This window comes from Haemophilus sp. HMSC066D02, assembly GCF_001810545.1.
GTDB lineage: Bacteria > Pseudomonadota > Gammaproteobacteria > Enterobacterales > Pasteurellaceae > Haemophilus_D.
This window is the reverse complement of the sequence record NZ_KV801824.1, coordinates 167,054-191,514: the sequence shown is the minus strand read 5'-3', so window position 1 is coordinate 191,514 and position 24,461 is coordinate 167,054. Positions and strand designations below refer to the sequence as shown.

The following is a 24,461-nucleotide window of genomic DNA, read 5'->3' as shown; positions in this document are numbered from 1 at the left end:
ATTTCCCCCTAAGCTAAAGTAATCTGTGTAATCGCTTCAGCAAAAATTAAAATCATCGCAATTAACCATTTTGCTTTTGCCGGCATAGAAGATGGTTGGCGACGAGAAATGGAATAGACCATCAACATAATCGCACCATATAGTAATAATCGTACTGCAAACCATATCCACTGCGTTTTAATAAACCAAGCACGAATATCAACATTCTGAAGATATTGAGTTGCAAAGATGCCAATTGCAGTAAGGGCTAAAAATAAAAATAAAAGGATAGCGATAAAACGGAGTACATTTTTAAGCCATCCTCTTGATTGTGGCTTTTCACCTTGAGACATCAGGGCTCCTTATTCATTACCCACAGTCTTATCCCCAAAAACTGGGGATAAGTCTGCAGGAGATTCCCAAATTGCAGCTAATTTCCAAAGCAAATATTGAATTAACCAATATGCATCAACGTGATCGGTTAATTCTACATTAAGTCTAGCTGGCCAGTTTTCTGTAGAAAATGCGGGTAATTGAAACCGCCCAGAGATATTAAATAATAAATGCACTTCACCTTTATCTCCTTTAGCGTGTACTTTCCAACTTGATTGAGTGAATACACGCTGAGGAAATGCGCTTAATTGGCAGTTTGAACCAATTTTTGTCTTAATTTTAGCAATGAAATGCAGCACGTAGGCTTTCACCTCATCAGAGGTAAAAGCAAGTGATTGGATGCGAGGCCCAATGTCAAAAATACGATGAAAAGTCATATTAGGATTAGGCTGCGATTGAGTTAAGTTCGTCATTGACTGCAATCCCCCGTTTTTTGTCTAAGTCTTTAGCAACCATCAATGCCGCATCTAACTCAGTACAGTTATGTTCCATCATTAATTGTTTACGTTGTGCTTTCTCGTGTTTTTCGGTCATCCCTAGTGCTAAGTAAAGACTAGGTGGAACAACACGGAATAAGGCTTCCATATTGGTTGCAAGCACCACACCTTCAGTATATTTCTTATCTGCTTTTTTCGCAGATAACAACATCATTTTCTGAGCTTCGGATAAACGACGGAAACGGTTTACCTGTTCGACTTCATCATTAGAAAGGTTAAGTAATTCCCACCATTCAACCATGCTGAGTAATTTATCAGATTCATCAGGGAAGTCAGCCATATTCTGTGTGGCCAACCATAACCAAATACCCAATTTACGCCACATTTTAGAACCTTTAACCAGGAACTTCGCTAGAAGTGGATTTACGGTAATGATATGCGACTCATCCGTAATGTTCACGATAGGGCGGAAACTGTGTTGATATTTTTCACCTAATGAGTTGATATGGTTAATTAGGGAAATATACGAAATCGCTAATTCAGCTTCATAGCCATCACGTGCAAACATCGCCAAATCGACAAGTGTAATATCAGCTTCAGGCCAAATTTCCCCTTCACGGTTAAAGAATCGACCATTTACCCCAGTGCAGAAAATACCCATTGCTTCGGCCATATCTGCAAGACGAGATGCACGTTCCGGGCGAATATCTTGGCGACGACTTAACTCCTCAAGTGCGGCTTTTACATCCCCGGTTAAAACTTGACGAGGTGTGGTCTCTTGTGAAGTTTTCTCTGCAGCTAATAAAATAGCCTGGCGAATAGCCGAGCGGTCAGCACGGCTCATTTTCTCATCTTCCTTCGCTTCTCCCCCGGTGATCATTAAGCGAGCGGTTAATTCCATTTCCGCAAGTAAGTCTCGTTGTTCCTCGCCTTCATCTTCATTATCGTCATCATCTTGAACTTCAAGATCGATATCCATTTCCAATAAACGATGCGCTTCAGAGAAGAGCGGTAAAGCGATGTTACTACTTGGCTCAAGAGATACCCGGTTAACCGTTAAACCGTAACGCTCCGCATAATCTGAAAACAATCCAAAAGAGTTACCCGCTTCTACAATAAACAAGCGAGGACGGTGCACAGCCATCAGTTGCGCCATTTGTGCGGTTAATGTTGCCGATTTACCTGAACCTGTAGGGCCTAAAATGAGCTTATGCGCATTTTTAGTCCGGTCTTTAGGGTTTAGTGGGTCAAAATCTAATGGGCTTCCACCGCGGTTAAAATAGGTGATTCCTGGGTGTCCCGTTCCTGTCTCACGACCAAATACAGGTAACATATTCGCAATGTGTTGCACCCAATAATATTTGGTATAAAAACGAGATTTTGCATCTAATTGAGGATTAAAATTCATCGGTAGCCAGCGTAAATAGCTATTAAGAGGCGCAACTTCGTTGCCTTCTTTTACCGGCACTAAATTATTACTGAGTAAAACCGTTCTTAATTCTCTTGAGCGAATGCGTAGCTCTTGATCGTCTTTCCCTCTTACATAGAAAACCATGCCAGCTTGATAAAGCTTGTGTCCGTCTTTTAAATATTCAGTTACTGTGAGGGCATCTTGTTTTAAATAGATAGACTCATAGTTATTACCGACAGCTCGACTACTTAATTTGTCTAAATGCGCCTGTAATTTATCTTGAGGATGAATGACTACAGTGATAGCCATAATGGTTGATTCCGGCAATAAATCAAATAGTGCATTAATATTACGACCTCGAGTGACTTCGCCTGTCATGTGGCCAACATCCGGCTGCTTACGAATATTATCAACTACAATGACTTCGTGAGGTTGCTCATTAAAATACCAATAGCCATTTTTACTTTCCGGTGGCGTAAAAAAGAGATTTTCACTAAAATCTTGGTCTTGTAATGGTAGAGCAGACTCATCCTTAGAGAGTGATAAAAGATCATAGCAAGCTTTATCATCGAGTCCGTTAAAATAGCGTGATGGATTTGGATTAAACCATTCTAATAACCAACGATGAATTTGTGTTTCATTTTGGCGTTCCATGGTTAATCCAGCTGTGATAAAAGCACTTTGAACACGATCACAAGCTGTATTTAATTTCTCGATTGTATCTGTCTCATTATTTCCAGCATAACGATAAATAACCATGCGTGTTTTACGCACTTTTCCAGCCCATGCCGTATTTGTTACCCGGTCATCAACAAAAAGCCCACCTGGTTTACCTACTGCTTTTAAGTGACGCTCCATTTCACCAAGCCACTGTTCTGTAAAGTCACTACCGCTCGCTTCAGGTGAAGTGGTTTTAATGTACTGTCTCAGATTCTCAACATAACCGCTTAAATCCTTGTCATCCTGGAAATAGAATTGTACAACGTAAGGATTGGTATCAAGTTCATCGAAACTATCCTGTAAGGCATCTTTAACCAATGTGCGAACGCGATTAAGATAGTCGCTGCTTCTTCCCTCAGTTCCTATAGGCTTAATATCAAATACCGCACCTGCACTTTTAGCATCATCAAAAAGCATTACGCCTTCTTCTTCCAAATATTCCGCATAAGGAAGATTGGAGATAAAAGAGGGATCGCGCCCATAAAGCATTTTAACATGTTGCTCTCTGGTCATTTTTCTATTACGCATAACAGGAGTGATTTCAATCGTCTCTTCTAGGTTATTGGTATCATCCTGCTGTGCTTCTTCCGGTGCAATGGATGTTAGGATAGGTTCCTTTTTAGGTTGAGGCTTATCACCCTTTTTAGCAGGGAAGAAAGCCTCTAACACGTCTTGGAATAATGCCATCGTTTCTTACCTCATCTAGTACATTCTTGTACGCTCACCCGGTTGGGCATATTGCACACGTCCATAAAATGGAATTACTGAAGAATAACCTGGTACAGGCATTTGCTCTGAGGAATCAGTTAAGTGCGGATAAACATACATCACTAAATCAGGGTTTGGTAAACGAGGGAAAAGGTTTTTCACCTCGTTTTCTGCTGTACGGGTATAATTTTGTTGTTCACGAGATGAAACGTAATTTGGTGCATCAATAAGACGGCCATTCGGTGTCCGATAAGATGTAATATTGCTATCATTACCACCTTTATTCCAAATATCTTTCATTGTTGCATCACCAGTTGGCAATAAATCACCTTGAGAAGTTGAGCAGCCAGTCAAAACACTGCTTGCGGCTAAAATCACGCCCATCATCATTAAAACTTTCATTATTGCTCCTTAATCCAAGTTAGATTGTCTTGAGGCTTGTCCGTATTTCACTTTTCGAGACATGCGGTCATAATCAATATCAATTTGTTTTTCGATGTGTACAGCCACTTCTTTACCCGGTGGAACATATACCGCATCAAACATTTGGCCATAACGCTGACGGAACCAGTCTGCTGTTTCTCTCAAACCGCCACCTAACGCTTGACCAAGAATATACTTACCGTTATTACCTGTTACCGCACCAATCACTGCACCGCCATCAACCACTGTTGTTGATTGAGAAGATGATAAGCCTTGTGCAGCTGCTGAAGCCCCCGTTAAGAAGAAGTTGGTCGTTAGATATTCCGGAGCATTCGTTCTGCGTTCTCCAGGAATGCAAGGCACACCATGTGGATCAGATAACCAGCCAATTTTATTGTTAGAATCATCCGTTGAAACAATGCGCCCATCGCTAAACACAAAAGTTAAGCTTTTCACATCACCACGAACACAAGATAGCGTCCAGTCACCGCTTGCTGTTCCTGAGACAATTGCGCCTTCAATATCCGGCAGTTCAATACCATTTGCAATTAAGTTATCTCGACCAATAAGCAATTTAAACGGATAAGGCTCGGTCACATTATTATCAATCGGCACACGCCCAACAAGCGCAGTCATAGCAACCGAATTGGTTAAAGTAGAGTTAGCTGCAATTGTGAAAAATGGTGTAGCGGTATTAAATATTGCATTATTACCTGTACTAGATTGCAACCCATCATTCGATTTTCGGATGTCATTCACATTGTTATCGAAGGTTTTGGGAAAACCGATTCCCGCACCATTTACACCAATACCTTGTAGAGCATTCCCTTGGCTGTCTGTAGTTGGCATATCACTAGGGTTCACCCAATTAATTCCCCCTCGAGTTTCAACCTGAGGGCCAGTTGTTGCTCCGTTTATTGGTAGAGGAGCATTGGGATTTACCTGAGCATTTCCATTCCCTACAACTTGATTGCCAGCTTGTACAACCTGATCTTTTAACGCATTAATCTCATTAACTAATGCACCAGTTTCTGCTTGTACCGCCTGTTGAATTTGATAATCCGTATTGTTTGCTTGATTTTTTAACTGCTCATTCTCTTTTACCAAGCGTTCATTTTGTAAAATCACTTCATCAAATCGCTTGTTATGCTCTTTCACTTTACCTATAAGTGTTCTTACCGTATCTTTAGATGTATCACCCTCAATCCCCATTGCTCGTAATTCTTCCGGTGATAAATCTTTAAAAGAGATATCTAAAGTATCTTCTTTCTTGGTTTCTGCTGTACTTGTTGAGCTACTACCAGAGAAAAGAAATCCGACCATCATAGTCACGACAAGCGCGGTAATCCCACCAATAACATAGAACGCTTTATTTGCTTTCATTTGCATTATTCGCTCCTTATTTTGTTTGAGTTGTCACTGTTGTGGTGACTTTTTTCAATTTTTTCGGTTTGTATGAATTTGACTGAGGGATTACAGAGTGGTTAGGTGCTCCTTCTGTCACGAGATATAATGTTGTGGTATCTTCAGGTGAACCACGTCCCCCAAGCCAATTATGCTGAAATGTTGCTGCATAGAATCGACCTTGAAGCTCTCGAGGATCTAAATCAATGCGAGATTGTCCCTGATTTTGCAAACGCACCGCAGTAACAACATATCCATCCAATTGCCAGCTGAGCAACGGTGTAGCTCTAACTGGTAATGCAGGTAAGAGCGTTTTAAGCGGTGTAGGAAGTCGATGTGAAACTTGGCGAACACCTTCTAATGGCTCGACTGTACGTAAAGGTGCATAAAACATTTGTGCGGCATAACGTGTTAATGCAGCGGGAGCGGGGAGTGCTGGACGCGCATTTGGCATTGGCTCGTTATATGCATTAGCATCTTGGCTATAAGCCGTTGTTTGTTTTTCAACTTTATTTTCATAAACAAAGCGAATTGGCTCGCTTGCGTTGGCAACAGAATGCTTCGCTTGCACATCAAGCAAAATGATTTCCCCGGTTGCAACATCCATAAGCTGTAAGCGTGTTTTTGGGAAATCTGAAGTTGCTTTTAAATAAACCGCACCGCCAGTTGATTGAATGCGAAGCTTGCTATCTAATTCAGGTGGATAACCTACTTTTACATTTTTATCTACGAATAGAATACGTTCTTTTTCGATTTGTAAATCAATCGGTAATGGTTTACGCGCCCATTTCATTAACACATCGGCTGATGCTGTCATTGGTGAAAAGATAAAAGCCGCGCTCAGTAACAAAGTGAATTTTTTCATTATTGGTTATCCCCTTCTTTAAATTCTTTGGCTTCTAAACGTAATGGAATTGAGCTGTAGCAGTTAAATCCCAATCCCCAAGGGTTGTGTTGTAAATCTGTTTCCATGCGCACGATATTGATAGGGAAGCGGGTTAAAACACGTTTTACTGGTTCATCTTTGAAATACTCATCTACACTTAAATCAAGATTAACCGTCCAGCTATCGGGGCTATGAACAATCACACTACTGTCTTTAAATCCACGTCCCACAATTTCATAAACACCACGTGCACGTTCCCGTAATTCACCGTTAGATAAACGGTCATAGTAGTCTTTCTTCAAAAATTCTTGGCAACTTGGCGTAATAAAGGCTTTATTTCTTTCAATATTTAATTTGTATTCTTCCTCGCCATTCTCCATCCAGCGGTTTAACTGTTGGAAGGTTTGATAAGCAAAGGCATAAACGGTTGATTTTGGCACTTCCCACCAAGGGCGTTGACTTCCCGCACGTAAATCCGGTGGGTTATAAATCATTAATCGACTTGGTGCGGTAAAAATAATGGCACATAGCACCAAACAAATCACAAGCAATGCACCGATAGCAATTCGCCCGGTCATGATTTCGCGATTTTTTTGATGAACAATCCCTTTTAAGTTATTCATAATAAACTCTCTTATCTTTTAACTCGGCGAATAGACCAAGTACCTTGACGGGAGATAAAGCGATTTCCCCCTAATAATCCATCTAACTTAACCTCGATCATTCGATTTAAGTAAGCTTCCGGCTTACCTCGTTTAAGGCGCGCAATAATCACTTTGCCAATCACCACAGAAAGAATGCAAAACAACATGGCAAGAGACGGAATTAACAACCAAAAATCAAAGCCTAAGGCAAAACAACAAAGGAGGCCAAGCACTGCACCTAAGATAAATCCCATTGCTGCAGCCAACATAAATTCACTTACAGATAACCCGCCATACACACTCGATTCACGATTTAATCGAGTAGGAAGAAAGGGGATCGTTTGCTCTTTATCATTTGACATCTTGACCTCACAGAGATAATTAAAACAGACCGATAGCCAATTTCACCAACCAGAGGCTGAAGAAAATTAAAATGAAACCAAGAATAAGAGCGATAATAAATGGGCCCCATCCTTTTTTGTCATTTTCGTCAGTCGCTGCGTTATAGGTTTTAATTAATGCTTTAACCACTGTCATGATTGACCATGCTGCAAATAAAACTGCAAACAAGGTTGCCAATGATTTAGCAACAAGATAGATAATTTCCATCGGGTCTTTGGTATTGCTATCTACGCCTGGAATTTTAAAATCAGGGATTTTAGAGGCATTGATACCATTACCACCGCCTGTAGCAAACGCATTTTCAACGGATAACCAAAGTAAAGTTACTACCGCAAGAAAACGACTTGAAACATTCTGAAAGAAGGATTTAATCAACTTCATGAGATGTCCTTATGGTTTGTTAAATAAAAAAGCTGGCAACACATATAATTAATGCTGCGCCCCATAGAATCAGTTTAAAGAATGACCAAATATCACCGTCGTTCACCATGCCTTTGTAGCCATGATTAGTTGCCCACATATACGCAAGCAGTAATACGACAACCAAAATAATGGCCAGCATGATTTTCAGTTTTAGCGGGTCTAAACCACTTACAGTATAAAAACTGTCTAATGGTGAAACAGAAGGGAAATTAGCGTTACTCATCTGCTATTGACTCCGAAGATTGAGATAATCTTCTTTTAAGTTACGAATAGCTTTAGGATTTCTAGGGATTGCCCGGGAAGGGTTAATATATTGCTTAATCCCTGCCTGTACCGTAGCAATATCTTGATGTGCTGAAGCGTAATCAAAATATTCACGACTTTTCGCAGAAACCTTTGCACTTGCAGCTGCTCGCTGTAATGAGAGTTTTGCTGCATCCAACTGTTTAATTGCTTGCGCTAAATGCTCTTGCTCTGTTGCTTGAGCACTTATAGCGCCAAACAATACCCCTATTGCTAGAGATAAACTGAAAATATTTTTAGTCACGGAGAACTCCTTACTTGAAACAGATTCCAAGCAAAGAGTGCCAAAGAAGAGAGGGAAATTTAATGAGAAACTCTTTTTAAATTCAAAACAGTTTTTAGTGATAAAAAAGGGCGCTTATTCTTGGAAAAATAAGCACCCATAATGACAACATAGAGGAATATTAAAGGTATTTTTTAAAGCTCGCTGCCGTTACACAGATGGATAGGCCAAATAGAAATGCAGCTGGCACCAAAATTATATTCGGGTAAATAGAAATTGGGATAGAAAGATACAATACCCATGCCGACAACATAATCGGGCCAATTAATCGACGTGCATGATGATAAAGAAAACTAGACTCTCTGCCCGCACCAAATTTACGACGGTCACGCATCATTAACCCTTCAGTAAAGCCTGCAAATGCGGCTAACAAAAAGAGTGGGGAAGTAAAAACAATCACTACAAGTCGAATAACAAAGGTGATAAAAACATAAATCACTGACTCAATATACGCTCGCCCATAATGATACACCCACAAACCTACGCCACTATGCTCACGAGGGTTGGCTAACCAATCTTTTACACCTGTTTTCACAAAAAGCCATTCATGTAATGACAAAATAAGACCTTCAGCCAGCTCTTTTGGAGAATGATAGAAAAGACCTCTCGTTAGACTATCAGAAAGCCATCCAAGCTCAGTTAGCATCATTTTTTGACTGTGTAAATGACCTTGTTCAGGCCATAAAAATGCAATACCTAACCATTCAAGAATAATGCTCAAAATCAGGGAACCAAATAAGGCGGCTAATACCGCATTAATGTAGTAGAAAAGACCCTTTTTCTTTTTTTTGACTTGTTGTTCTGCCATTACTGTAATGTTCCCACTGGAGATAATTTACAGTGAAAGAAAAGATAACCTTTTACTTCACCGTCTAAAAAAATTTGAATTGCCTGGATGCCATTTTCAGATTTTTTTACATCATTAGCCGTCCAAAGTGAGATGCCTTTATTCGCATACTTTTTCGCAAATTCATGTGTGGTATAACGCTGATTATTCCAATCTTCCAAATAAGGTAAAAAGTAATTAAGTAATTCATCAGCGTTTTCCAGCCCACAAGAACAGCTAGTGACTGAATTGAAATCTACGCTCATATCCGGAATATCAAGCAAGTTCATGTCCGGCTGATTAATTATCTGTGTCATCAAAATCATCCTCATCTGTATCATCATTCTGTTCAATATCTTCATCTTCCATATCTTCAGCAACTGGAGTTTCAACATCCCCGAAAAGCATTTCTTCTCCTGCGTGTGAAGGTGCTCGATTTAATGACATTGACTGAAAAGCGGTTGCTATATCTTGACTTGGCGCATAATCAGAAAATGCAGATTGCCACCAATTTGGTGAAATATGGTAGTTTTTGCGCATATAAGCCGTCAATTCTTGAAGTGATTCCGGCATAACATCATCTTTATCAACCGCAGGTAAAGGCATTCTTAATTTATAAAGTGTACTTCCCTCAAGAAGGGCAAATGCCTGACCTTTTGGTAGATTTGTAATATGCGCTGGCGATAACATTGGCACCATTTTTTCAGAAATACGTTCACCAGTATTAGAAGTAAACGCCTTGCCATCATCTGGATTGCTATTATCCGTCGTACTTGATGTCACCATGCTTTGATAAATTGTGACATCGTTGAGCTGACGCGTTAAAAACTCTGCAGTGGCCGGCTCTTTTACCCGGAACATTAAAAGTGTATTGAAGTTACCTGTTGTTTGTCCCGTTTTCGCTTTACTTCCAATACGAGCTTCAATATCTGAAAGTGTTTGAGTATAGGCTGTTACCTGCATTCCCGCACCACGACCTTTATTGATTAGCGGGATAAATTCATCACCCATTAATTCATTGAACTCATCGCAATGAAGGTTGATTTTAGGCGGTTTGCTTTTAGTTTTAAATGCCTCCGGCAACCCCTCATCTACGCCAAATTTATAAATATGACCAGCCATTGATACCAAATCAGCAAACATACTATTACCCACAGCTGCAGCTACGGTCGCATCGGATAATGCGTCTAATCCAACGTAAACAATCCCTCTTTTCCGAATAATAGATTCCCAATCAAAGATAGGGCGCTCATCATGAATATCAGTGTAATCAGGCGAGAGAAGCTCTGCAGTTTTACCTGTTGTGAGTTTTTCAAGTAACGGTAAAAGCGATGCCACAATTTTATCAAAATAGGTTTTATCGTAACGTACCGCACTTGACAATCCTTCAAGTACCGGGTCAAAAATCTTATTCTCTAAAATATATTGGTTAATAACAGCAATAAGCGGTCTATCTTTCATCGAGAACGGTAAATTTTTTACATCTAAGTTAGCCGCAACCGAAGCCAAAGTTGGCCATATTTTCTTATCGACGGCATCAAAATGAAGTTTGGCGTAGTCTAAGAAAAGTGCATCAATATTTTGCACAAAACGCGAGATTTGCACATAGTCCGGGCGTTTTCCCATTTCAACCAATGCACGGGAGACAATATTCACAAAACGCCACGCAAACTCTTTAAATGCTGCACTATTTCCCGCGCCACTTAATTGCCCGGAAATACGTCCTGCCACCTCTGAAATTCGACCAAATCGACCAACCGGGTTATATCGAGCAGAAATTTCCGGATGCCCTAAATGGAATACATAAAATTCATTTTCACGCCCCGCACGTTTTGCTTCGGCATACATTCGCTTTAACATATCTGGGTCGCCTTTCGGATCGAAAAAGACAACAACTTCACGCTCTTCAGGCGTTTTACCTCGATGTATATCTTGTGTAACAAGCACTTCAGCAAAACGCGTTTTCCCTACGCCAGTCGTACCAAATACTAAGGTGTGACCGCCACGGTCGCCTAATGGAAGCATAATATCGCGTTCATTCGGCTCTACACCATGCATCACCGGAATGCCGCCAACTGGCGGTAGCGGTCTGACTGGATTTAATGGAGAGTCCATTGAAGTGAGTCTAGATAACCAATTATCATGCACTTTTTCATAATCACGAGCGGCTTTAAACCACTTTCCATTTTTCCAATAAATTTGCCCATTTGCAGAGAAACAGTCATAAAGACGTTGCGTATGCTTTGGCTCCCATTCAAAGCCTCGTCCTAAGAACAAGGCTTTTTTACTTACTGGAATTTGACGACTGGTCAAAGCATAGTGAGGGAGTCTGCGTAAATTTCGGTGATAGCGTACAATTTCCATACCTTGACGAAAACGCATAACCCCCATACCTGCGAAAGCGGCCCCTAATCCATATCCAATAAGAGGATTTAATGCGAGCGACCAAGGCGCACCGCAACAAACAAAAGCACAAGTACCATGGACGGCAGCTGGAAAAAACTCAACAGGCGGTCTAAGTAAACCTTCTAATACATGTTTTTGACTCATTGCGACAATCCTTCTGAAGTCAATAAAGCAGGGTAGTGAGCAAGATTCAATCTTGAAGCTAAGTCATCCCCTGGCGTTGGCATTAAGGTTAAATCAGGTGCTAATTGGCGTAACTCGCTTAATTCGTTTGTTGTTTTAACACTTACCACAAGCCCCATTGCACCAATTTTTTTAAGGTAATTATAATTAGCGTGTAGCCAATTTTTAGATAAGTTATCTGTTCCAATAAGAAAAATAGGCAACATTCCAGGAAGATTCATTCTGACTGGTTGTATTTGGCCCGGTGTCATTCTATGTGAGACAACAGGCAAAATATCCGCTTCGGTTAATGTTGAAGGAACACTGTTAGGGTTGGCTTGAACCATTGATTCGTCCGGTTGTAATGCTTCATAAAAACGGACTGCGCTTTCCCCGCCAAAATCACCAATAACTTTTAATTCAGCTTGCGCCTGAGCTACTGCACCTAAGCAGATCAAAGAGAGGAAAAAGGATTTGTACTGCATAATTCTGTTCTCGTATTAATTGGTTGGATTTTGCCAACGAATAGCTTGTTGATTTGTTTGATTTGACGCTGGCTCAACCCAACGCATAGCGGTTTCTGTTGGAGAAACCCAATGTAAATTGGCTGGTAATGGTTTATTCTCAATTTGATAACGTGGTGATACTGAAGGGCGCTGGAAGTTAGCTATTTGTTTACTGACATTAAAACGCTCACTTTGATAAACAAGAAAGCCTTGTACCGACATTCCTTTTTTCATCCCGTTACGCTTCATATTTAGAATATCTTCACGTGTTGCTCTACCTTGTAGCGCTCGATGTAAACCATCTATACCGATATTATGAGCAAGATATAAATTTTCATGGGATGGTTTTATGCCTCGCTCAAAAAACTGATTAATATGCCATCTCGCATAAAGTGCGGTTGCTAAAGTGTTTATCCGATTATTTTTGCGCGGGTCAAAAGGTGTATCTCGATTATAACGGGTGATCAGCGTCATCCCTAAAGCACGTCCCTCATCTGTTGTGGCAAGCCAATTCCAGGTGCCCCGGGTAAATTGCCCCACACCGGTTGCCCCGGTTGGGGAAACATTTCCATACCACCCATCTTCAATTTTAACTAACCCACGTAACATCGCTTCATCGACCTGGTAGCGATTAGATGCATCTTTAATATAGCCATCAATATCAGTTCCAAAGCCATTAAATGCAACGGAGTGAGTCGCAACTCCAAGACCGATTAAGCTAAATACGATTTTTAATAGACGATTTGTTGCCATTGCCCATCCTGTTGAATTTGGAATGCAGCAGGCATTTTGCCATCTGCATACTGTAACCAGGCTCCATTATCATGATTAAGGGTAATTAATTTTCTATTCACTTTATTTGGGTCGATGTTATGTTTTTTCGCCCAATTATAGATTTGCTCATTATTCTTCACGCCAACAAAATAAATATCTATAGGCGTTTTATCATTCACATATTGCAATACACGATCAGCATTCGCTTCACATTTGTCACAATTTTCTAGGCGAGTAAAATAAATCACCCGTCCAAACCGCTCTGAAATATGAGGTTCAACCTTAAATGGTTGCTCATTTGGATACATTTCAGCAAATACGCGATCATAAGTGCGTTGGAACTGCAGCTCTCGCTCCATGCGGTCGTGCATTTTTTTTGCCAGTAGTCGAGCATAACGCTCTCTCTCCTGCTCATTTCGAGACTCCACGCCAAGCGAGGTTAAAGGGTCAAGACCTGGCGACCATATACCACGAGCACCTTGATTAAGCTCTTGATAGCGCTGCCATTCTTGCTCAGTTAAACCCCACTCTTGAGACTTAGCTAATAACTCTTGTTGATTTAATTTATTTGTCACCAAGTTTTGTTGATTGAGGGATTGAGTAGCAAGTGTATTAGCCGCAGTGACCTCAGCAAATACAGCAGTAGAAAACATCCCTAATATCATCGCCACATAGGATATTTTTTTGACATGATTCATTGCTTATTCCTCGATGATTTCTGTTGTGGTTGTTGTCGTTGTTGTGGTTTCTACTTTCGGCTTTTCCCCTGTAGCACGTTCCGGTACAGCTGGGCGTAATTTAAAACAAACGGTACGAGAAACGTCATTGATGGTAATTTCATAAGCCGGCCCGGCTAACATTTGAAGGGCATCACGTAAAGCCATCGGGCCAAATTGATAATGTACTTTTGGTAATGGACGGGAATAAAGCGTAGATAGTGTTGGTTCATTCTGACCAAAGCCATGACAAAGTGAGAGGCCCGTATCTTTTAATGTAGTACGTAATCCTTGTTCAACTGTTGCGGTCAAGGCACGTTTCTTTTTACCTAACATGTTGACAGTGACACTTTGGTCAAGAAGGTATTTTTGACCTTCTTCCGGAGAGAAATTAATTAAAGTGTATCGACCTTCACGTAACACTTCTGTACGCTCAGGCTGATAGTCTGTGTAAATATCCGGACGAACAATTCGATCTTCCGGTTGTAAAACTTGATGCTGACCTTGTTGAATATTTGGATTTTCTAGGGCTTGTTGCTCATCGGCTGTTTGTTGTTTATGTGCACAACCTGAAAGCACAACCAATGCAAAAGTGGTTAATAGAATTTTTTTCATGATGAGGCTCCAATTAAGGTATTTAAATAATGCCTTAATATGGATAACTCTCACCTGAATTTGAATAATTTATTCTTCTTGAAGTAAAGATAGAAAAATTAGCTGAGAAAAATATATTTAATGCCAACAATAATTGTTAAGTGCACCGGGTAAAAAAGATAAAAGAAAAGCTTAGGCATGCGAGAGATTGAGATATTACATTGGCGAAGGCCTTTAGGGTGAAGAATAAATATCATTGTGCCAATTACAACAGCGACGACACTGATTGTTTCAACAATAGTTTCCCCGAAATTATCAATAAAACTGTGATTGACGAAAAGTGCGAGCAATACACAGGTTAGCATCGTAATAAGACGAAATTGAGTATATTTTGTTTGCAAAAATAGGTAACAACCAATGCAATATAAAAGCCCAGGTAAGCCATAATCAGAGAGTGCGGAAAGAATAATAAAAAAGCCCAATCCAAAAAACATGACCCAGCTATTTAAGTGTTGGCGATTTTTATATACCCATATTACCCCTATTACTGACAGAAACTGAAATAGGACATTCAAGCGATCATAATTAGGCTCAAAAAGTGTAAAACTGATTTCAGATAAAAATGCGGTAGCTATCATCCAGGTGAAATAGCTTTTAAAGTTTACTTTATCTCGAGATAAATTAAGCGCGATGATAAATCCAAACGCCACGTAGGAAAATCGACCTATCACACGGCACCAGGATAGGGCAGGGTAAGCATTTGAAAAAGCTACACCAATATGATCAATAATCATTGTAATGAGTGCTAACCATTTTAGACATTCAGTTTGAGAAGAGGTTAAATAAGGCATCGTTATACTGTTAAAAAGAGTTTTATTTATCATATCCTAAAAAGGAAAAGCCTATCTACATAAAGTAGATAGGCTTTCAAGGTAAATAGATTAATATTCATATTCGAGCATAATGGTCGTAGAACTACGATCTGCTTCAGTGATGATAAAAACATTTTCTCCATCAATAAAATGCTGGCTCACAATGCGTTTATCCTTCTCTACGGCATGATCGTTTTCAATCCAATCTTCAACGCTGGTAGCACCCCAATCATAACTTAATTGTTTTTCAATTAAGCGATGAATGGTTGGCATTCCCAATAACTGTTTAGCGCAGATAGTACACGAAACATCCCCTAACTTAAGTGGTGTTCTTTTTGATTGACATATATCCCAATCAAAGTGTCCTCTTTGCTCATCTTCACTTTCATCAGAAAAAGAAATCTTAGTTGTTCGATTCCCGTCATCATCTACTGAAGTAGAGAGTTGAATGGTGTCTTTACCATTATCTGCTTGATAGAAATTCATGACAATTTCTGAAAGCGGATGTGGCGGTTTTTCAATCCAATCTTTATTCCCCAGCATGATAATGCAGCCATTTTGATGCCACGAGATGACCTCATTGATCTTTTCGGTAGTTAATTCCGCTAAGATACGACGAGAGACGAAGATTTTTCCAAGTTCTAAAATACGATTTTCCTTACACATAAGTGTTTCTCCTAAATTTTTAAAATGTAAAAAGTAAAGGGGATAACACTGCCATTGAGGGTGTTATCCCCCAATGGGTGAAAGGTTGTTAGCTAAATAAGATGATTATCAGTAAAGCAAAAAGATGCTGAACCAGAAACGATAAAGTGATCAAGTAATTTAATATCCATTAATTCACAAGCTTCCTTTAATCTCTTGGTTACATATTTATCAGCATCACTAGGCTCAACATTTCCAGTTGGATGATTGTGCCCAATGATAATTGCTGACGCATTTAGCTTTAATGCCTGTCGAATAATCTCCCGAATCGACACAGAAATTTCTGAAACAGATCCTTGAAACATTACCTCAGATTTAATCAATCTGTGCATTCTATCCAAGAAAAGTACCACGAAATTTTCTCTTTCTTCATTACCTATAATGGTTTGAAAATAGAGTTTAGCTATTGATGGCTCAGTAAATTCCTGTGCACCTTGGTAAAAGGGCTTTTCTTCCATCACTTTAGTTAAAATAACCTGTGCCTGTTCTAAAATAGCTTGTTGTTGCTCGTTTAATTCAAACATTCGATATTCCTTCTAAAATAGGGAATATCGCCCATAAGGGATATATCCCCTATGGGTGAAAGTGCGGTCAAATTAACACACACTTTAATGGTACATGGTTTTAATAGAGTCCACTTTATTTAAAAAGTCTGACTTGCTACAAATAAAATCACCTTCGATATAAAAATGAGTAGAAATGGCATTAATATCATAGCTGATATTAATATCTATCTCTCCTTCGTCTAACTCAACCAAACGCCAAAACAGCTGTTTAAGCGCTTCAAGTATAAGTTCTTGATAGATATTGCCAAAATGAGGCACATCATTGTATTGACGTGCAACTTCCCAAACTTTATCTTCAGTGATATTACAATTAAAAGCATTCAAAATACTCTCCCAATCAGCGAGTGTAGGGGAAGTATCTTCAGTATAGTTAAAAGACATATTTACGCCCAAAGCACTTCGGCTAATTTTACTTTTTTCTCAAGCTCATTGACTGCTTTTTTAGCATAAGTGAGAGAAAAAGCATGTGTTCGCAATTCAGGTTTATCTTTAAGCTCTTGGTGTTTTTCTTTGGCTTTTTCCAATTCAAACTTAAAGAACTCAAGACTTTCCGGCATGGATAAATCAATTTTCCCAGCCATCTGTTCCCAATAAGCGATTTTACCGTCATAACTTTCTGCTTTACGCATTTCTTCAATAGACTTATCCATGCGTCTTGCATTACGTTCAATCAAGGCTCTATGACGTTTTTCGCTATGATGACCGATTTTAATCGGTTCCCCCAAGCGAAGAAATTCACGGCCTTCATTAGCAGCTTCACAATATTGTTCACTGCGTTTTAATGCATTATTAGCTGCGTTTTGATAACGCTCAGCTTTTTGTTCTGCACGAACTTGACTATTCACTCCATCACAACGGGTGAAGGAATAAAAATACGCATCCTCAGAGGTTTTTACGAGATTATGAATCTCCACTTCAGTCTCTTTACCGTATTTACTGGTTAAGATGATAACGTCACCTTTTTGGTGAGCATCCGGACATTTAGCAACAAAAACATTAGGGCAAAATTTAGCGTAAGTATTCATAGGTTTCTCCTCAAATAGAAATAAAAAAGGAGAAACCACCCATAAGGGGAGTTTCCCCTTCAGGGTAAAGAAAAAGCCAACAAATCTTGTTGTTGGCTTTCATCAGTTTATAGGTTAGTCATTCCCTTGCTCATCTTGGCGTTTTGCTTGATATTTCAACTCACCATCAACTTTAATAAAGTTAATACGATAGAGTCGTCCTTTAATCGACACGCCAGTATCACCTTTTTTGTGATATTCGCTATCTTTTGAATAAGTGAATGTGTCATACCACAAATCACTCATTACAAAGGAAACCAAGACTTTTTTCTTCGCCTCAACCGCGTCTTGACAGCGTTTAATCAAGTTAGTGGTTTCTTCACCGGATACGTTCATATCAAAAAAACGATATTCCGGAGAATCGGAAGAGCCTGTAAGAGCAGCAATTCGACAAGCCCAAAATGCATCTCCTTTTTTCGGCTTGATTTCGCGAATATCGCTTAAATAACCAATGCCAGAAGTATGAAGATTGAAATATTTTGGTTGTGCGTTTTGAGTAGACATAATGTTTCTCCTAAGTAGTAAAAAAGCGGAGAAACATCCTTACCCAACACGGGAAAAATGTTTCCCGCCAAGGGTTAAATTGTGATTAAACTAGAATAAGTAATCTTATTTTAGGTTAAGGGTAGTTTAAGGTGGCACACCTACGAATTATTCGTAGATTCTCCTTTCAGTGTGCTGGAAAAAATTTTGGCTATGATTCTACTTGCACTAAGGCAAGGCGTTGCTTCTCAAGAATCGTGCAACTTCTTAAAGGCTGTTTTCACAGCACCTTAAAAACTGTTGTTATTAAAATCTAAAGCAAACCTTAAATGTATAAAAAATTAAAAATTCTATTTGGAGATATTTTAGTCAAAAGAAAAGGTCACCCAGTTTCCTGAATGACCTTATAGTTTTGACTATAGATTGATTAAATAAAAATTAAGTAGGCCAAACTAATTTGATTCATAAAAATACTGATACGTTCGTTACCATATACGGATTTTTACGGCTCGCCTTATCCGATTACTTTGTGGCCATCAATCGGTTATATCTGTGGCATCAAATTGACACAAAGGGCACCCATTGTTTCACCGGTGGGCTCCGGTAAGGAGAAAGTAGCAAGCCATTGCGAATTTTCAAAATGCACTTTGCAATACACTTTAAAAATCCGCAATGGCCAGCGATTTGAAAAGTCGAGAGTAAATTGGGGCGTTACTCCATCATTACTCTGATTAACTAGGTGGCACACCTCACAAGGAGCGTTAATCAATGTGAGAAATTCCTTTCAGCGTGCTGGAATCATTTTTGGCTAGTGTGAATTGATAACCGACAATTCACGAACGGTCTTACGAAGGCTTTAGTATAGCACTATTTTTGAGGGCTCGCCATTCACAGGCGCTTAAATCCTAGTTCAATAAGCTTCGTAAAGATGAAATTTGCTCACTCACACTTTTACTCGACTTTTTCTTTAAATTTTTTGTACTTTTCGTATTCTTCTTGCTATCAATATTTTCAATATGTTGGCAATTTGGATAAGCAGAACACCCAAAAAAAGCCCCATTTTTACCATTTCTTTTAATCATTGGTGCACCGCACTTAGGGCATTTACGAATTTCAATATTCCCCAAGCTCATTCCCTTTTTAAGGCAATCAGCCATCAAATGCCGCACAAAGACTTCTTGTTTTTGCATAAACACGTCTAGCGAAAGCGTTCTTTCAGCAATTTGATTGAGCGCTTGCTCCCAAAGTGCGGTTAAACCAGGATCTTTTAACATCTGAGGTAAATTATCAATTAGTGTCATTGCTTCATCTGTCGCTAATAGTGATTTACCTTTCTTTTTCAAGAAACCTTTATCAATCAAACCTTGAATCGTTCCCGCCCGAGTGGCTTCTGTACCAAGTCCTTCAGTTTCTCGTAAGCGTTGTTTTAAACGCTCATCAGTTACAAAGCGAGCTGCATTTTTCATTGCGGTGAGCAATGTGCCTTCCGTGAAGTGATTAGGTGGTGATGTTTGTAAGGTTTTTATTTCTGAATCAGAAATCTGACAGACTTGTCCTTGCTTTAAAGTTGGTAAGGCCTGAGGTGCATCATCATCTTCATCAAGTGATTTGCCAAATAGAATTTTCCAACCTGGAGCAATAAGCACATTCCCACGTGCACTTAATATATGTTGACCGCACTTCAAAATAATTTGTGTCTTATCTGTTTCAGAAACAGGTAAGAATTGAGCTAAATAACGACGACGTATGAGATCATAGAGCTTTAATTCTTCATCAGACATTTTGCTAATATCAGCTTTAATCATAGTCGGAATAATGCCATGGTGAGCAGTAATCTTTTTATCATTCCAAACTCGTGATTTTTGATTAAGATTCAACATACCAGCAAGGGGTTGTAATCGATTATCGGATTGCAACAAACATTGGATAATTTGAGGCGCTTCTGCAAACTGAGACTCCGGTAAATAACCACAATCTGTTCTAGGATAGGTTGTCGCTTTGTGAGTCTCATAAAGTGATTGAGCTATATCCAATACTCTTTGCGCACCCAGTCCATAAAGGCGGTTAGCTTCTGATTGTAAGTCACTTAATGCAAAGCAAAGTGGGGCATTTTGTCTTTCACGTTTAGTTTCAACTGATTCCACTTTCGCTTGGCCCAATTGGCGAATTTGCTGATTTGCTGCTTGTATAACTTGGGCAGACAAACAAAGTCCATCAGGATCACAATATTGCTCCGGAATAACATATTGCGTAGCAAAATGCTGATTCCCATCAGAAAGCATTACTTGCAAAGCAAAATGTTGCTTAGGAATGAAGTTTTTTATCTCACGGTCGCGATTAACAACCAGGCTTAATGTTGGAGTTTGTACCCGACCAACACTTAAAGGTTTCCCTTGATACCCTTGTTGTTGCGCTAATAAGGTATAGAGACGAGAGAAATTCATACCAATAAGCCAATCTGCTCGACTACGTGCAAGTCCTGCATAGTAAAGAGGGAGCGTCTCCTCATTATCTTTAAGCGCACCCAAGGCTTTACGAATACTGGCATCATCTAGTGCGGACAACCAAAGGCGTTTTATTTGCCCTCGAAATCCTGCTAAATCCAGCAATTCTCTTGCTATAGTTTCGCCCTCTCTATCAATATCGGTTGCAATGACAACAAGTTTAGCTTGTTTGATAAGTTTCATTACAACGTTGAACTGTTTTTTTGTTTCTTTTTTAGGTGAAAGCCCCCATTTACCTGGGATAATTGGCAAGGTCTCAAAAGCCCACTTTTTAAAGGCAGGATCATATTCTTCAGGATTAAACTGTTCTACTAGATGACCAATTCCCCAGGTAACTGTAAGCTGACCGTCAGGTGTTGATAAACAACCCTCACCACGCTTTGTCGCACCTAATACTTTTGCAATATCATTGCCTTGTGATGGTTTTTCGCATAAAAATAATTTCATGATGTTTTCTCTCATTGATATTTGAGAGATATTTTCGATGTAATAAGATAAACCACAATTAGGAATTCTTTTTAAATTGAGGAGTAAATCATGATAAAACTGACCCCTTCATCAATTGGAGTGATGGTTGATACGCTTAGATATTCAGGTCGAGATAGATATATTATTTTTAGAATGAAAACGAGAGAGCAGAAAGTCGTGTATATGCGTTATCCACAGCATTTTGAAAATATGGCTAATCAAGAGAACATGATTGTCATCGTAGATGCTCAAAAGTTTCTTCCTTTATGGCAGCGATCACCGTATGAGGTAGATAAAAATACATGTGCGGGCGATGAGTCAACATGGAGAAAAGATTATAAGTTTCATCATGCTGAAAACGGATTTGCTAAAAGTATGGATTCTCCAGTTCCACTTGCAGATGTAAATGTTCATATTAAAGATGGAGAAATAAGCTGTAGTCTTAATGATGGTATGACAAGAACGCTTTGGTTGCTTGCAAATGGTGTAAAGGAGTTTCCTATTTTGGTTAGAAACCATAAAGAGAAAGCTAAAATTCTGTCAAAGTATGCAAGCCCATTATCTTCACTTCATTTTGAGCCACTTAATTTATATTTTGCTATTACAGGAGAAAAATACCCCTTGTAACCAAGGGGTAAACGTTTGAGATATTAAACAATATGAGGAAAAGGAAAAGTTTGGATAGATCTCAAAAAACAAATTTGTTTCGTTATCTATCATATAAAATAATCGTTATTATCGGTATCGAAATTTAAAAATAGCTTAAATAAAAAAAGCCCCACTAAGGTTGGGGCAAAGGAGAATGAGGTATTGATTACCTACACTATGTTTATTGTTATCGTATTATTTTATTGCTTTTATCACTTCTGATTTAACAAATTGAGCAAAATCAGACTCGTTTGAGGATGCAATCCAGGAAATTCTAACCTTGCCATCCTCTTTTGCAAGCGTTATGTCAATTTTTCGACCGCCAACATAGCTATTTGCCATGTGATAATAGACCCCAGGAGTCGCTTCATGAGCATGTCCTTCTTCATCTAAAAGCGATTCGTAACGTTGACGCTCATACCCGGATAGCCCACTTAATGCTTCCTCCCGAGTTTTGAATTTTAAATTACGTTTAATTTTTACGTAAAGAGAGTCAATATTTTTAGATGATGTAATTGAATCCTCTACGTTATAGCGATGAGAACGAGAACTTTGGGTGTAAGCCACTCCGGAAGAACTCGATGAATTATTTCCCCCGCCAAGAACACTGCTAAGTTGACCTGCAGCATGACCAACCGCATCATTCAATGAATTTAATTCAGCACAACCACTCAAAGCCGTCACTGCAGATAAAACAAAAATTATTTTTTTCATCACAATTAACCTCAATTAAATTATATAACTCAGAATGGAATTTGATCATCAAAACCATTCATCTGAGGTTCTTGCTGAGGTATTGAGCGAGGATTATTGGCTTTACCTTCTTCCTCAGTAGCTTGCGGGCGAGTACCCAACATTTGCATTACATCCCCTTGGATTTCTGTAGTATAACGATCTTGACCGTTTTGATCTTGCCATTTACGAGTACGTAAGCGACCTTCAATATAGACTTGAGCTCCCTTCTTGAGGTATTGACCGCAAATTTCAGCTAATTTGCGATAAAAAACGATTCGATGCCATTCAGTCACTTCACGACGTTCACCTGTGTTTTTATCCGTCCAAGCTTCGCTAGTTGCTACACTGATATTTGCAACAGCCTCACCATTCGGCATGCTTCGCATTTCAGGATCATTACCTAAATGTCCCACGATAATTACTTTATTAATTCCAGCCATATTGATTTCTCCTAAATCACAAAATTAACTGTCAAGATTGTGCATTTTTTACATCTAATCCTTAAGGGTAAATTCAGTAAAAAACACAGAGATTTTTTAACACAACCACGAAAGGCAAAGGCTTTTTTTCGTTAAGGTAAGGGGCTTGTCCCCTTACCTTTAAAAGGCCTTTTAGTGAGCCGATCACAAACTATATAAATTAGCCGATTACAAACTAGAAGATCCAACGTTCACAAATGTGAATGTTATAAATGATCTTCTATCTCTTTAATTTTATCTACCGCACTTGATACCTGTCTCATCATAAAATTTAGTACGGAGACCTGCAGATTAATCAAAATGCGTTCTTTCTCAGCTGAGACAAGTTTTTGTCGTAAGTCTGAAGATAACTGAGGATTATTAAATACCGGATTTAACACAGCATCACCAGTCTTAGAGGCTTGAAAACTGCGCCAGCGTAAAAACGTCCCACCGGATGATGAAGCCTTATCTCGGATCATGTGAATAGGTAATACACTAAGTTCACTTTTACGAACGTTCTGCAACATTTCATTCTGCTGCAACATTAAAGCTTCACGGACTGTAGCAAGGGATTCAGCTAGTAATTCATACTGTTGCACTGAGTCTAACTCACTGAATAACTGTTTCAGCGAGTCATTAAGTGGGGTTGTGCGTCCTAATTGTTTATACATATCAGAAGGAATGAGCACGTTATCCATAATCCCAATCTCCATTATTCAGTTTTATTTGCTGTAATTTGGACTTCAACAGAGCCATTATCATCTGATTCAGCAAGTGATGATTTTTTAATTGTTGGAGCAAATGTTGCACGTGTTGTACCGGAAAGCACGTCAGGCGTTAAGGTATATTTCATACGTTTTACAGCAGCTTGATAGCGAGCGTTATTTTCAAGCGCATCTTGGCGTGTAATACCGGAATTTCGGTAATTCTCAAGCACACCAAATGCACGACGAATTAATTTAGCACCGGATTCTAACCAATCATACGCATCATCTTTTGTAAGTAATGCAATATGTGAAGCGGTCATCACTGTACGAGCTAACGAATCAAAATCAGCCAAAAGATACAATAATTGATAACCCAGCTGAGTATTCACAAAAATAGGGTATTGAATCGGAGCAATATTGGCGCAACGCTCAATTTGAAAGTTTTCAGGGATTTTCTCACTGTAGAGATTAACCATTCTCCAGGTCATATCTTGCATCTCTTTTCTAAACCCTAAGACTTTTTGTTCAAAACGAAGTAGATAATCATCAGCATAAGGATCATCTTGTTCGGCAGCTTGCTGAATTTGACTCAATAGAGATAGAGCATTAGGAATACTGAGAATTGATGATGTAACGACTTCACCTGCTTCATTTTTAACTAAGTCACGACCATTCCAAAGACGTGTTGCATACTGAGTATGAAGCGTAAATGTAATTTCACTACGTAACGGCCCAAGCTGTTGGTTGTATGTTGTTGTCATGTTATGTCACCTTTTATCATTTGGTTAAAATTTGTACTTTGTAAAGTCCCTTTACACTGGTTAAATTTTGTTCACTGTGCAGTCCCC

The 24,461-nt window shown here is 39.2% G+C and carries 30 protein-coding genes; 1 reads left to right on the top strand and 29 read right to left on the bottom strand.

From position 1 onward, the window contains the following. Positions 1-8 precede the first annotated feature (8 nt). From HMPREF2750_RS08145 to HMPREF2750_RS08025, 25 genes are all read right to left on the bottom strand, one after another. Positions 9-332 (bottom strand): hypothetical protein, encoded by a 324-nt coding sequence (locus HMPREF2750_RS08145; protein WP_005667837.1) that lies wholly within the window; start codon positions 330-332, stop codon positions 9-11. A gap of 9 nt (positions 333-341) precedes the next feature. Then, entirely contained in the window at positions 342-785 is a 444-nt protein-coding gene (locus HMPREF2750_RS08140) for a hypothetical protein (protein WP_070583376.1), read from the bottom strand. Next, the gene (locus HMPREF2750_RS08135) at positions 757-3,627 is read right to left on the bottom strand and encodes a conjugative transfer ATPase (RefSeq protein WP_070583374.1); all 2,871 of its coding nucleotides are present in this window, start codon (positions 3,625-3,627) and stop codon (positions 757-759) included. The genes HMPREF2750_RS08140 and HMPREF2750_RS08135 overlap by 29 nt, the downstream gene beginning before the upstream one ends. 15 nt (positions 3,628-3,642) lie before the next feature. Continuing rightward, complete coding sequence (locus HMPREF2750_RS08130; RefSeq protein ID WP_070583372.1) at positions 3,643-4,050, bottom strand: TIGR03751 family conjugal transfer lipoprotein; 408 nt, start codon at positions 4,048-4,050, stop codon at positions 3,643-3,645. 9 nt (positions 4,051-4,059) lie between these two features. After that, the gene (locus tag HMPREF2750_RS08125) at positions 4,060-5,460 is read right to left on the bottom strand and encodes a TIGR03752 family integrating conjugative element protein (protein WP_083304589.1); all 1,401 of its coding nucleotides are present in this window, start codon (positions 5,458-5,460) and stop codon (positions 4,060-4,062) included. Positions 5,461-5,470: 10 nt separating this feature from the next. Continuing rightward, positions 5,471-6,340, bottom strand: coding sequence for a TIGR03749 family integrating conjugative element protein (locus HMPREF2750_RS08120; protein WP_070583370.1), 870 nt, complete (start codon positions 6,338-6,340; stop codon positions 5,471-5,473). Continuing rightward, positions 6,340-6,984, bottom strand: a complete 645-nt coding sequence (locus HMPREF2750_RS08115; RefSeq protein ID WP_070583368.1) for a PFL_4703 family integrating conjugative element protein — start codon at positions 6,982-6,984, stop codon at positions 6,340-6,342. The genes HMPREF2750_RS08120 and HMPREF2750_RS08115 overlap by 1 nt, the downstream gene beginning before the upstream one ends. Before the next feature lie 11 nt (positions 6,985-6,995). Then, a complete protein-coding gene (locus tag HMPREF2750_RS08110) occupies positions 6,996-7,367 on the bottom strand; it encodes a TIGR03750 family conjugal transfer protein (protein WP_070583366.1) in 372 nt (123 codons plus the stop codon). A gap of 19 nt (positions 7,368-7,386) precedes the next feature. After that, positions 7,387-7,788, bottom strand: coding sequence for a DUF2976 domain-containing protein (locus HMPREF2750_RS08105; protein WP_070583364.1), 402 nt, complete (start codon positions 7,786-7,788; stop codon positions 7,387-7,389). 19 nt (positions 7,789-7,807) lie between these two features. Beyond that, positions 7,808-8,053, bottom strand: coding sequence for a DUF3262 family protein (locus HMPREF2750_RS08100; RefSeq protein WP_070583362.1), 246 nt, complete (start codon positions 8,051-8,053; stop codon positions 7,808-7,810). 3 nt (positions 8,054-8,056) lie between these two features. Beyond that, positions 8,057-8,377 carry an integrative conjugative element protein, RAQPRD family gene (locus tag HMPREF2750_RS08095; protein WP_041918234.1) on the bottom strand — a complete coding sequence of 107 codons (321 nt, stop codon included), beginning with the start codon at positions 8,375-8,377 and terminating at the stop codon, positions 8,057-8,059. A gap of 160 nt (positions 8,378-8,537) precedes the next feature. After that, a complete protein-coding gene (locus HMPREF2750_RS08090) occupies positions 8,538-9,224 on the bottom strand; it encodes a TIGR03747 family integrating conjugative element membrane protein (protein ID WP_070583360.1) in 687 nt (228 codons plus the stop codon). Further along, entirely contained in the window at positions 9,224-9,559 is a 336-nt protein-coding gene (locus HMPREF2750_RS08085) for a hypothetical protein (protein ID WP_070583359.1), read from the bottom strand. The genes HMPREF2750_RS08090 and HMPREF2750_RS08085 overlap by 1 nt, the downstream gene beginning before the upstream one ends. Next, the gene (traD, locus tag HMPREF2750_RS08080; protein ID WP_070583357.1) at positions 9,543-11,792 is read right to left on the bottom strand and encodes a type IV conjugative transfer system coupling protein TraD; all 2,250 of its coding nucleotides are present in this window, start codon (positions 11,790-11,792) and stop codon (positions 9,543-9,545) included. Before traD ends, HMPREF2750_RS08085 begins: the two co-directional genes overlap by 17 nt. After that, positions 11,789-12,295: an integrating conjugative element protein gene (locus HMPREF2750_RS08075; RefSeq protein ID WP_070583355.1), complete on the bottom strand. Its 507-nt coding sequence runs from the start codon at positions 12,293-12,295 to the stop codon at positions 11,789-11,791. The genes traD and HMPREF2750_RS08075 overlap by 4 nt, the downstream gene beginning before the upstream one ends. 15 nt (positions 12,296-12,310) lie before the next feature. Then, positions 12,311-13,069, bottom strand: coding sequence for a transglycosylase SLT domain-containing protein (locus tag HMPREF2750_RS08070; protein WP_049370068.1), 759 nt, complete (start codon positions 13,067-13,069; stop codon positions 12,311-12,313). Then, a complete protein-coding gene (locus tag HMPREF2750_RS08065) occupies positions 13,048-13,788 on the bottom strand; it encodes a TIGR03759 family integrating conjugative element protein (RefSeq protein ID WP_049370069.1) in 741 nt (246 codons plus the stop codon). The genes HMPREF2750_RS08070 and HMPREF2750_RS08065 overlap by 22 nt, the downstream gene beginning before the upstream one ends. A gap of 3 nt (positions 13,789-13,791) precedes the next feature. Continuing rightward, positions 13,792-14,421 (bottom strand): PFGI-1 class ICE element type IV pilus protein PilL2, encoded by a 630-nt coding sequence (locus tag HMPREF2750_RS08060; RefSeq protein ID WP_012564935.1) that lies wholly within the window; start codon positions 14,419-14,421, stop codon positions 13,792-13,794. 98 nt (positions 14,422-14,519) lie between these two features. Continuing rightward, positions 14,520-15,251, bottom strand: coding sequence for a TraX family protein (locus HMPREF2750_RS08055; RefSeq protein WP_070583353.1), 732 nt, complete (start codon positions 15,249-15,251; stop codon positions 14,520-14,522). 90 nt (positions 15,252-15,341) lie between these two features. Beyond that, positions 15,342-15,938 carry a hypothetical protein gene (locus tag HMPREF2750_RS08050; RefSeq protein WP_070583351.1) on the bottom strand — a complete coding sequence of 199 codons (597 nt, stop codon included), beginning with the start codon at positions 15,936-15,938 and terminating at the stop codon, positions 15,342-15,344. 92 nt (positions 15,939-16,030) lie between these two features. Then, on the bottom strand, positions 16,031-16,501 hold the full coding sequence (gene radC, locus HMPREF2750_RS08045; RefSeq protein WP_070583350.1) for a RadC family protein: 471 nt from the start codon (positions 16,499-16,501) through the stop codon (positions 16,031-16,033). A gap of 84 nt (positions 16,502-16,585) precedes the next feature. Beyond that, positions 16,586-16,924: a hypothetical protein gene (locus HMPREF2750_RS08040; RefSeq protein WP_070583348.1), complete on the bottom strand. Its 339-nt coding sequence runs from the start codon at positions 16,922-16,924 to the stop codon at positions 16,586-16,588. Between the two features lie 2 nt (positions 16,925-16,926). After that, positions 16,927-17,568 (bottom strand): DUF3560 domain-containing protein, encoded by a 642-nt coding sequence (locus tag HMPREF2750_RS08035; RefSeq protein ID WP_070583346.1) that lies wholly within the window; start codon positions 17,566-17,568, stop codon positions 16,927-16,929. 114 nt (positions 17,569-17,682) lie between these two features. Next, positions 17,683-18,111 (bottom strand): STY4534 family ICE replication protein, encoded by a 429-nt coding sequence (locus tag HMPREF2750_RS08030; protein WP_014326562.1) that lies wholly within the window; start codon positions 18,109-18,111, stop codon positions 17,683-17,685. A gap of 884 nt (positions 18,112-18,995) precedes the next feature. Next, on the bottom strand, positions 18,996-21,041 hold the full coding sequence (locus HMPREF2750_RS08025) for a DNA topoisomerase III (protein WP_070583344.1): 2,046 nt from the start codon (positions 21,039-21,041) through the stop codon (positions 18,996-18,998). A 90-nt stretch (positions 21,042-21,131) separates the two neighbouring features. Here HMPREF2750_RS08025 and HMPREF2750_RS08020 point away from each other — a divergent pair, with 90 nt between their 5' ends. Further along, positions 21,132-21,689 (top strand): plasmid fertility inhibition factor family protein, encoded by a 558-nt coding sequence (locus HMPREF2750_RS08020; RefSeq protein WP_070583343.1) that lies wholly within the window; start codon positions 21,132-21,134, stop codon positions 21,687-21,689. Between the two features lie 216 nt (positions 21,690-21,905). On the opposite strand, the gene HMPREF2750_RS08015 is transcribed toward HMPREF2750_RS08020, so the two are convergent. The 4 genes from HMPREF2750_RS08015 to HMPREF2750_RS08000 all read right to left on the bottom strand — a co-directional run bounded on the left by HMPREF2750_RS08015 (position 21,906) and on the right by HMPREF2750_RS08000 (position 24,374). Beyond that, the gene (locus HMPREF2750_RS08015; protein ID WP_070583341.1) at positions 21,906-22,424 is read right to left on the bottom strand and encodes a lipoprotein; all 519 of its coding nucleotides are present in this window, start codon (positions 22,422-22,424) and stop codon (positions 21,906-21,908) included. Between the two features lie 29 nt (positions 22,425-22,453). Next, positions 22,454-22,885: a single-stranded DNA-binding protein gene (gene ssb, locus HMPREF2750_RS08010; RefSeq protein ID WP_070583339.1), complete on the bottom strand. Its 432-nt coding sequence runs from the start codon at positions 22,883-22,885 to the stop codon at positions 22,454-22,456. 245 nt (positions 22,886-23,130) lie between these two features. Next, positions 23,131-23,604, bottom strand: coding sequence for a DUF3158 family protein (locus tag HMPREF2750_RS08005; protein ID WP_005653583.1), 474 nt, complete (start codon positions 23,602-23,604; stop codon positions 23,131-23,133). A gap of 14 nt (positions 23,605-23,618) precedes the next feature. Further along, entirely contained in the window at positions 23,619-24,374 is a 756-nt protein-coding gene (locus HMPREF2750_RS08000; RefSeq protein ID WP_005667775.1) for a PFL_4669 family integrating conjugative element protein, read from the bottom strand. Positions 24,375-24,461 lie beyond the last annotated feature (87 nt).

Excerpts from the sequence above, each read along its gene's own strand:
- HMPREF2750_RS08145 (WP_005667837.1), bottom strand. The coding sequence starts at position 332 with ATGTCTCAAGGTGAAAAGCCACAATCAAGAGGATGGCTTAAAAATGTA.
- HMPREF2750_RS08140 (WP_070583376.1), bottom strand. The coding sequence starts at position 785 with ATGACGAACTTAACTCAATCGCAGCCTAATCCTAATATGACTTTTCAT.
- HMPREF2750_RS08135 (WP_070583374.1), bottom strand. The coding sequence starts at position 3,627 with ATGGCATTATTCCAAGACGTGTTAGAGGCTTTCTTCCCTGCTAAAAAG.
- HMPREF2750_RS08130 (WP_070583372.1), bottom strand. The coding sequence starts at position 4,050 with ATGAAAGTTTTAATGATGATGGGCGTGATTTTAGCCGCAAGCAGTGTT.
- HMPREF2750_RS08125 (WP_083304589.1), bottom strand. The coding sequence starts at position 5,460 with ATGCAAATGAAAGCAAATAAAGCGTTCTATGTTATTGGTGGGATTACC.
- HMPREF2750_RS08120 (WP_070583370.1), bottom strand. The coding sequence starts at position 6,340 with ATGAAAAAATTCACTTTGTTACTGAGCGCGGCTTTTATCTTTTCACCA.
- HMPREF2750_RS08115 (WP_070583368.1), bottom strand. The coding sequence starts at position 6,984 with ATGAATAACTTAAAAGGGATTGTTCATCAAAAAAATCGCGAAATCATG.
- HMPREF2750_RS08110 (WP_070583366.1), bottom strand. The coding sequence starts at position 7,367 with ATGTCAAATGATAAAGAGCAAACGATCCCCTTTCTTCCTACTCGATTA.
- HMPREF2750_RS08105 (WP_070583364.1), bottom strand. The coding sequence starts at position 7,788 with ATGAAGTTGATTAAATCCTTCTTTCAGAATGTTTCAAGTCGTTTTCTT.
- HMPREF2750_RS08100 (WP_070583362.1), bottom strand. The coding sequence starts at position 8,053 with ATGAGTAACGCTAATTTCCCTTCTGTTTCACCATTAGACAGTTTTTAT.
- HMPREF2750_RS08090 (WP_070583360.1), bottom strand. The coding sequence starts at position 9,224 with ATGGCAGAACAACAAGTCAAAAAAAAGAAAAAGGGTCTTTTCTACTAC.
- HMPREF2750_RS08085 (WP_070583359.1), bottom strand. The coding sequence starts at position 9,559 with ATGACACAGATAATTAATCAGCCGGACATGAACTTGCTTGATATTCCG.
- traD (WP_070583357.1), bottom strand. The coding sequence starts at position 11,792 with ATGAGTCAAAAACATGTATTAGAAGGTTTACTTAGACCGCCTGTTGAG.
- HMPREF2750_RS08075 (WP_070583355.1), bottom strand. The coding sequence starts at position 12,295 with ATGCAGTACAAATCCTTTTTCCTCTCTTTGATCTGCTTAGGTGCAGTA.
- HMPREF2750_RS08070 (WP_049370068.1), bottom strand. The coding sequence starts at position 13,069 with ATGGCAACAAATCGTCTATTAAAAATCGTATTTAGCTTAATCGGTCTT.
- HMPREF2750_RS08065 (WP_049370069.1), bottom strand. The coding sequence starts at position 13,788 with ATGAATCATGTCAAAAAAATATCCTATGTGGCGATGATATTAGGGATG.
- HMPREF2750_RS08060 (WP_012564935.1), bottom strand. The coding sequence starts at position 14,421 with ATGAAAAAAATTCTATTAACCACTTTTGCATTGGTTGTGCTTTCAGGT.
- HMPREF2750_RS08055 (WP_070583353.1), bottom strand. The coding sequence starts at position 15,251 with ATGCCTTATTTAACCTCTTCTCAAACTGAATGTCTAAAATGGTTAGCA.
- HMPREF2750_RS08050 (WP_070583351.1), bottom strand. The coding sequence starts at position 15,938 with ATGTGTAAGGAAAATCGTATTTTAGAACTTGGAAAAATCTTCGTCTCT.
- radC (WP_070583350.1), bottom strand. The coding sequence starts at position 16,501 with ATGTTTGAATTAAACGAGCAACAACAAGCTATTTTAGAACAGGCACAG.
- HMPREF2750_RS08040 (WP_070583348.1), bottom strand. The coding sequence starts at position 16,924 with ATGTCTTTTAACTATACTGAAGATACTTCCCCTACACTCGCTGATTGG.
- HMPREF2750_RS08035 (WP_070583346.1), bottom strand. The coding sequence starts at position 17,568 with ATGAATACTTACGCTAAATTTTGCCCTAATGTTTTTGTTGCTAAATGT.
- HMPREF2750_RS08030 (WP_014326562.1), bottom strand. The coding sequence starts at position 18,111 with ATGTCTACTCAAAACGCACAACCAAAATATTTCAATCTTCATACTTCT.
- HMPREF2750_RS08025 (WP_070583344.1), bottom strand. The coding sequence starts at position 21,041 with ATGAAATTATTTTTATGCGAAAAACCATCACAAGGCAATGATATTGCA.
- HMPREF2750_RS08020 (WP_070583343.1), top strand. The coding sequence starts at position 21,132 with ATGATAAAACTGACCCCTTCATCAATTGGAGTGATGGTTGATACGCTT.
- HMPREF2750_RS08015 (WP_070583341.1), bottom strand. The coding sequence starts at position 22,424 with ATGAAAAAAATAATTTTTGTTTTATCTGCAGTGACGGCTTTGAGTGGT.
- ssb (WP_070583339.1), bottom strand. The coding sequence starts at position 22,885 with ATGGCTGGAATTAATAAAGTAATTATCGTGGGACATTTAGGTAATGAT.
- HMPREF2750_RS08005 (WP_005653583.1), bottom strand. The coding sequence starts at position 23,604 with ATGGATAACGTGCTCATTCCTTCTGATATGTATAAACAATTAGGACGC.
- HMPREF2750_RS08000 (WP_005667775.1), bottom strand. The coding sequence starts at position 24,374 with ATGACAACAACATACAACCAACAGCTTGGGCCGTTACGTAGTGAAATT.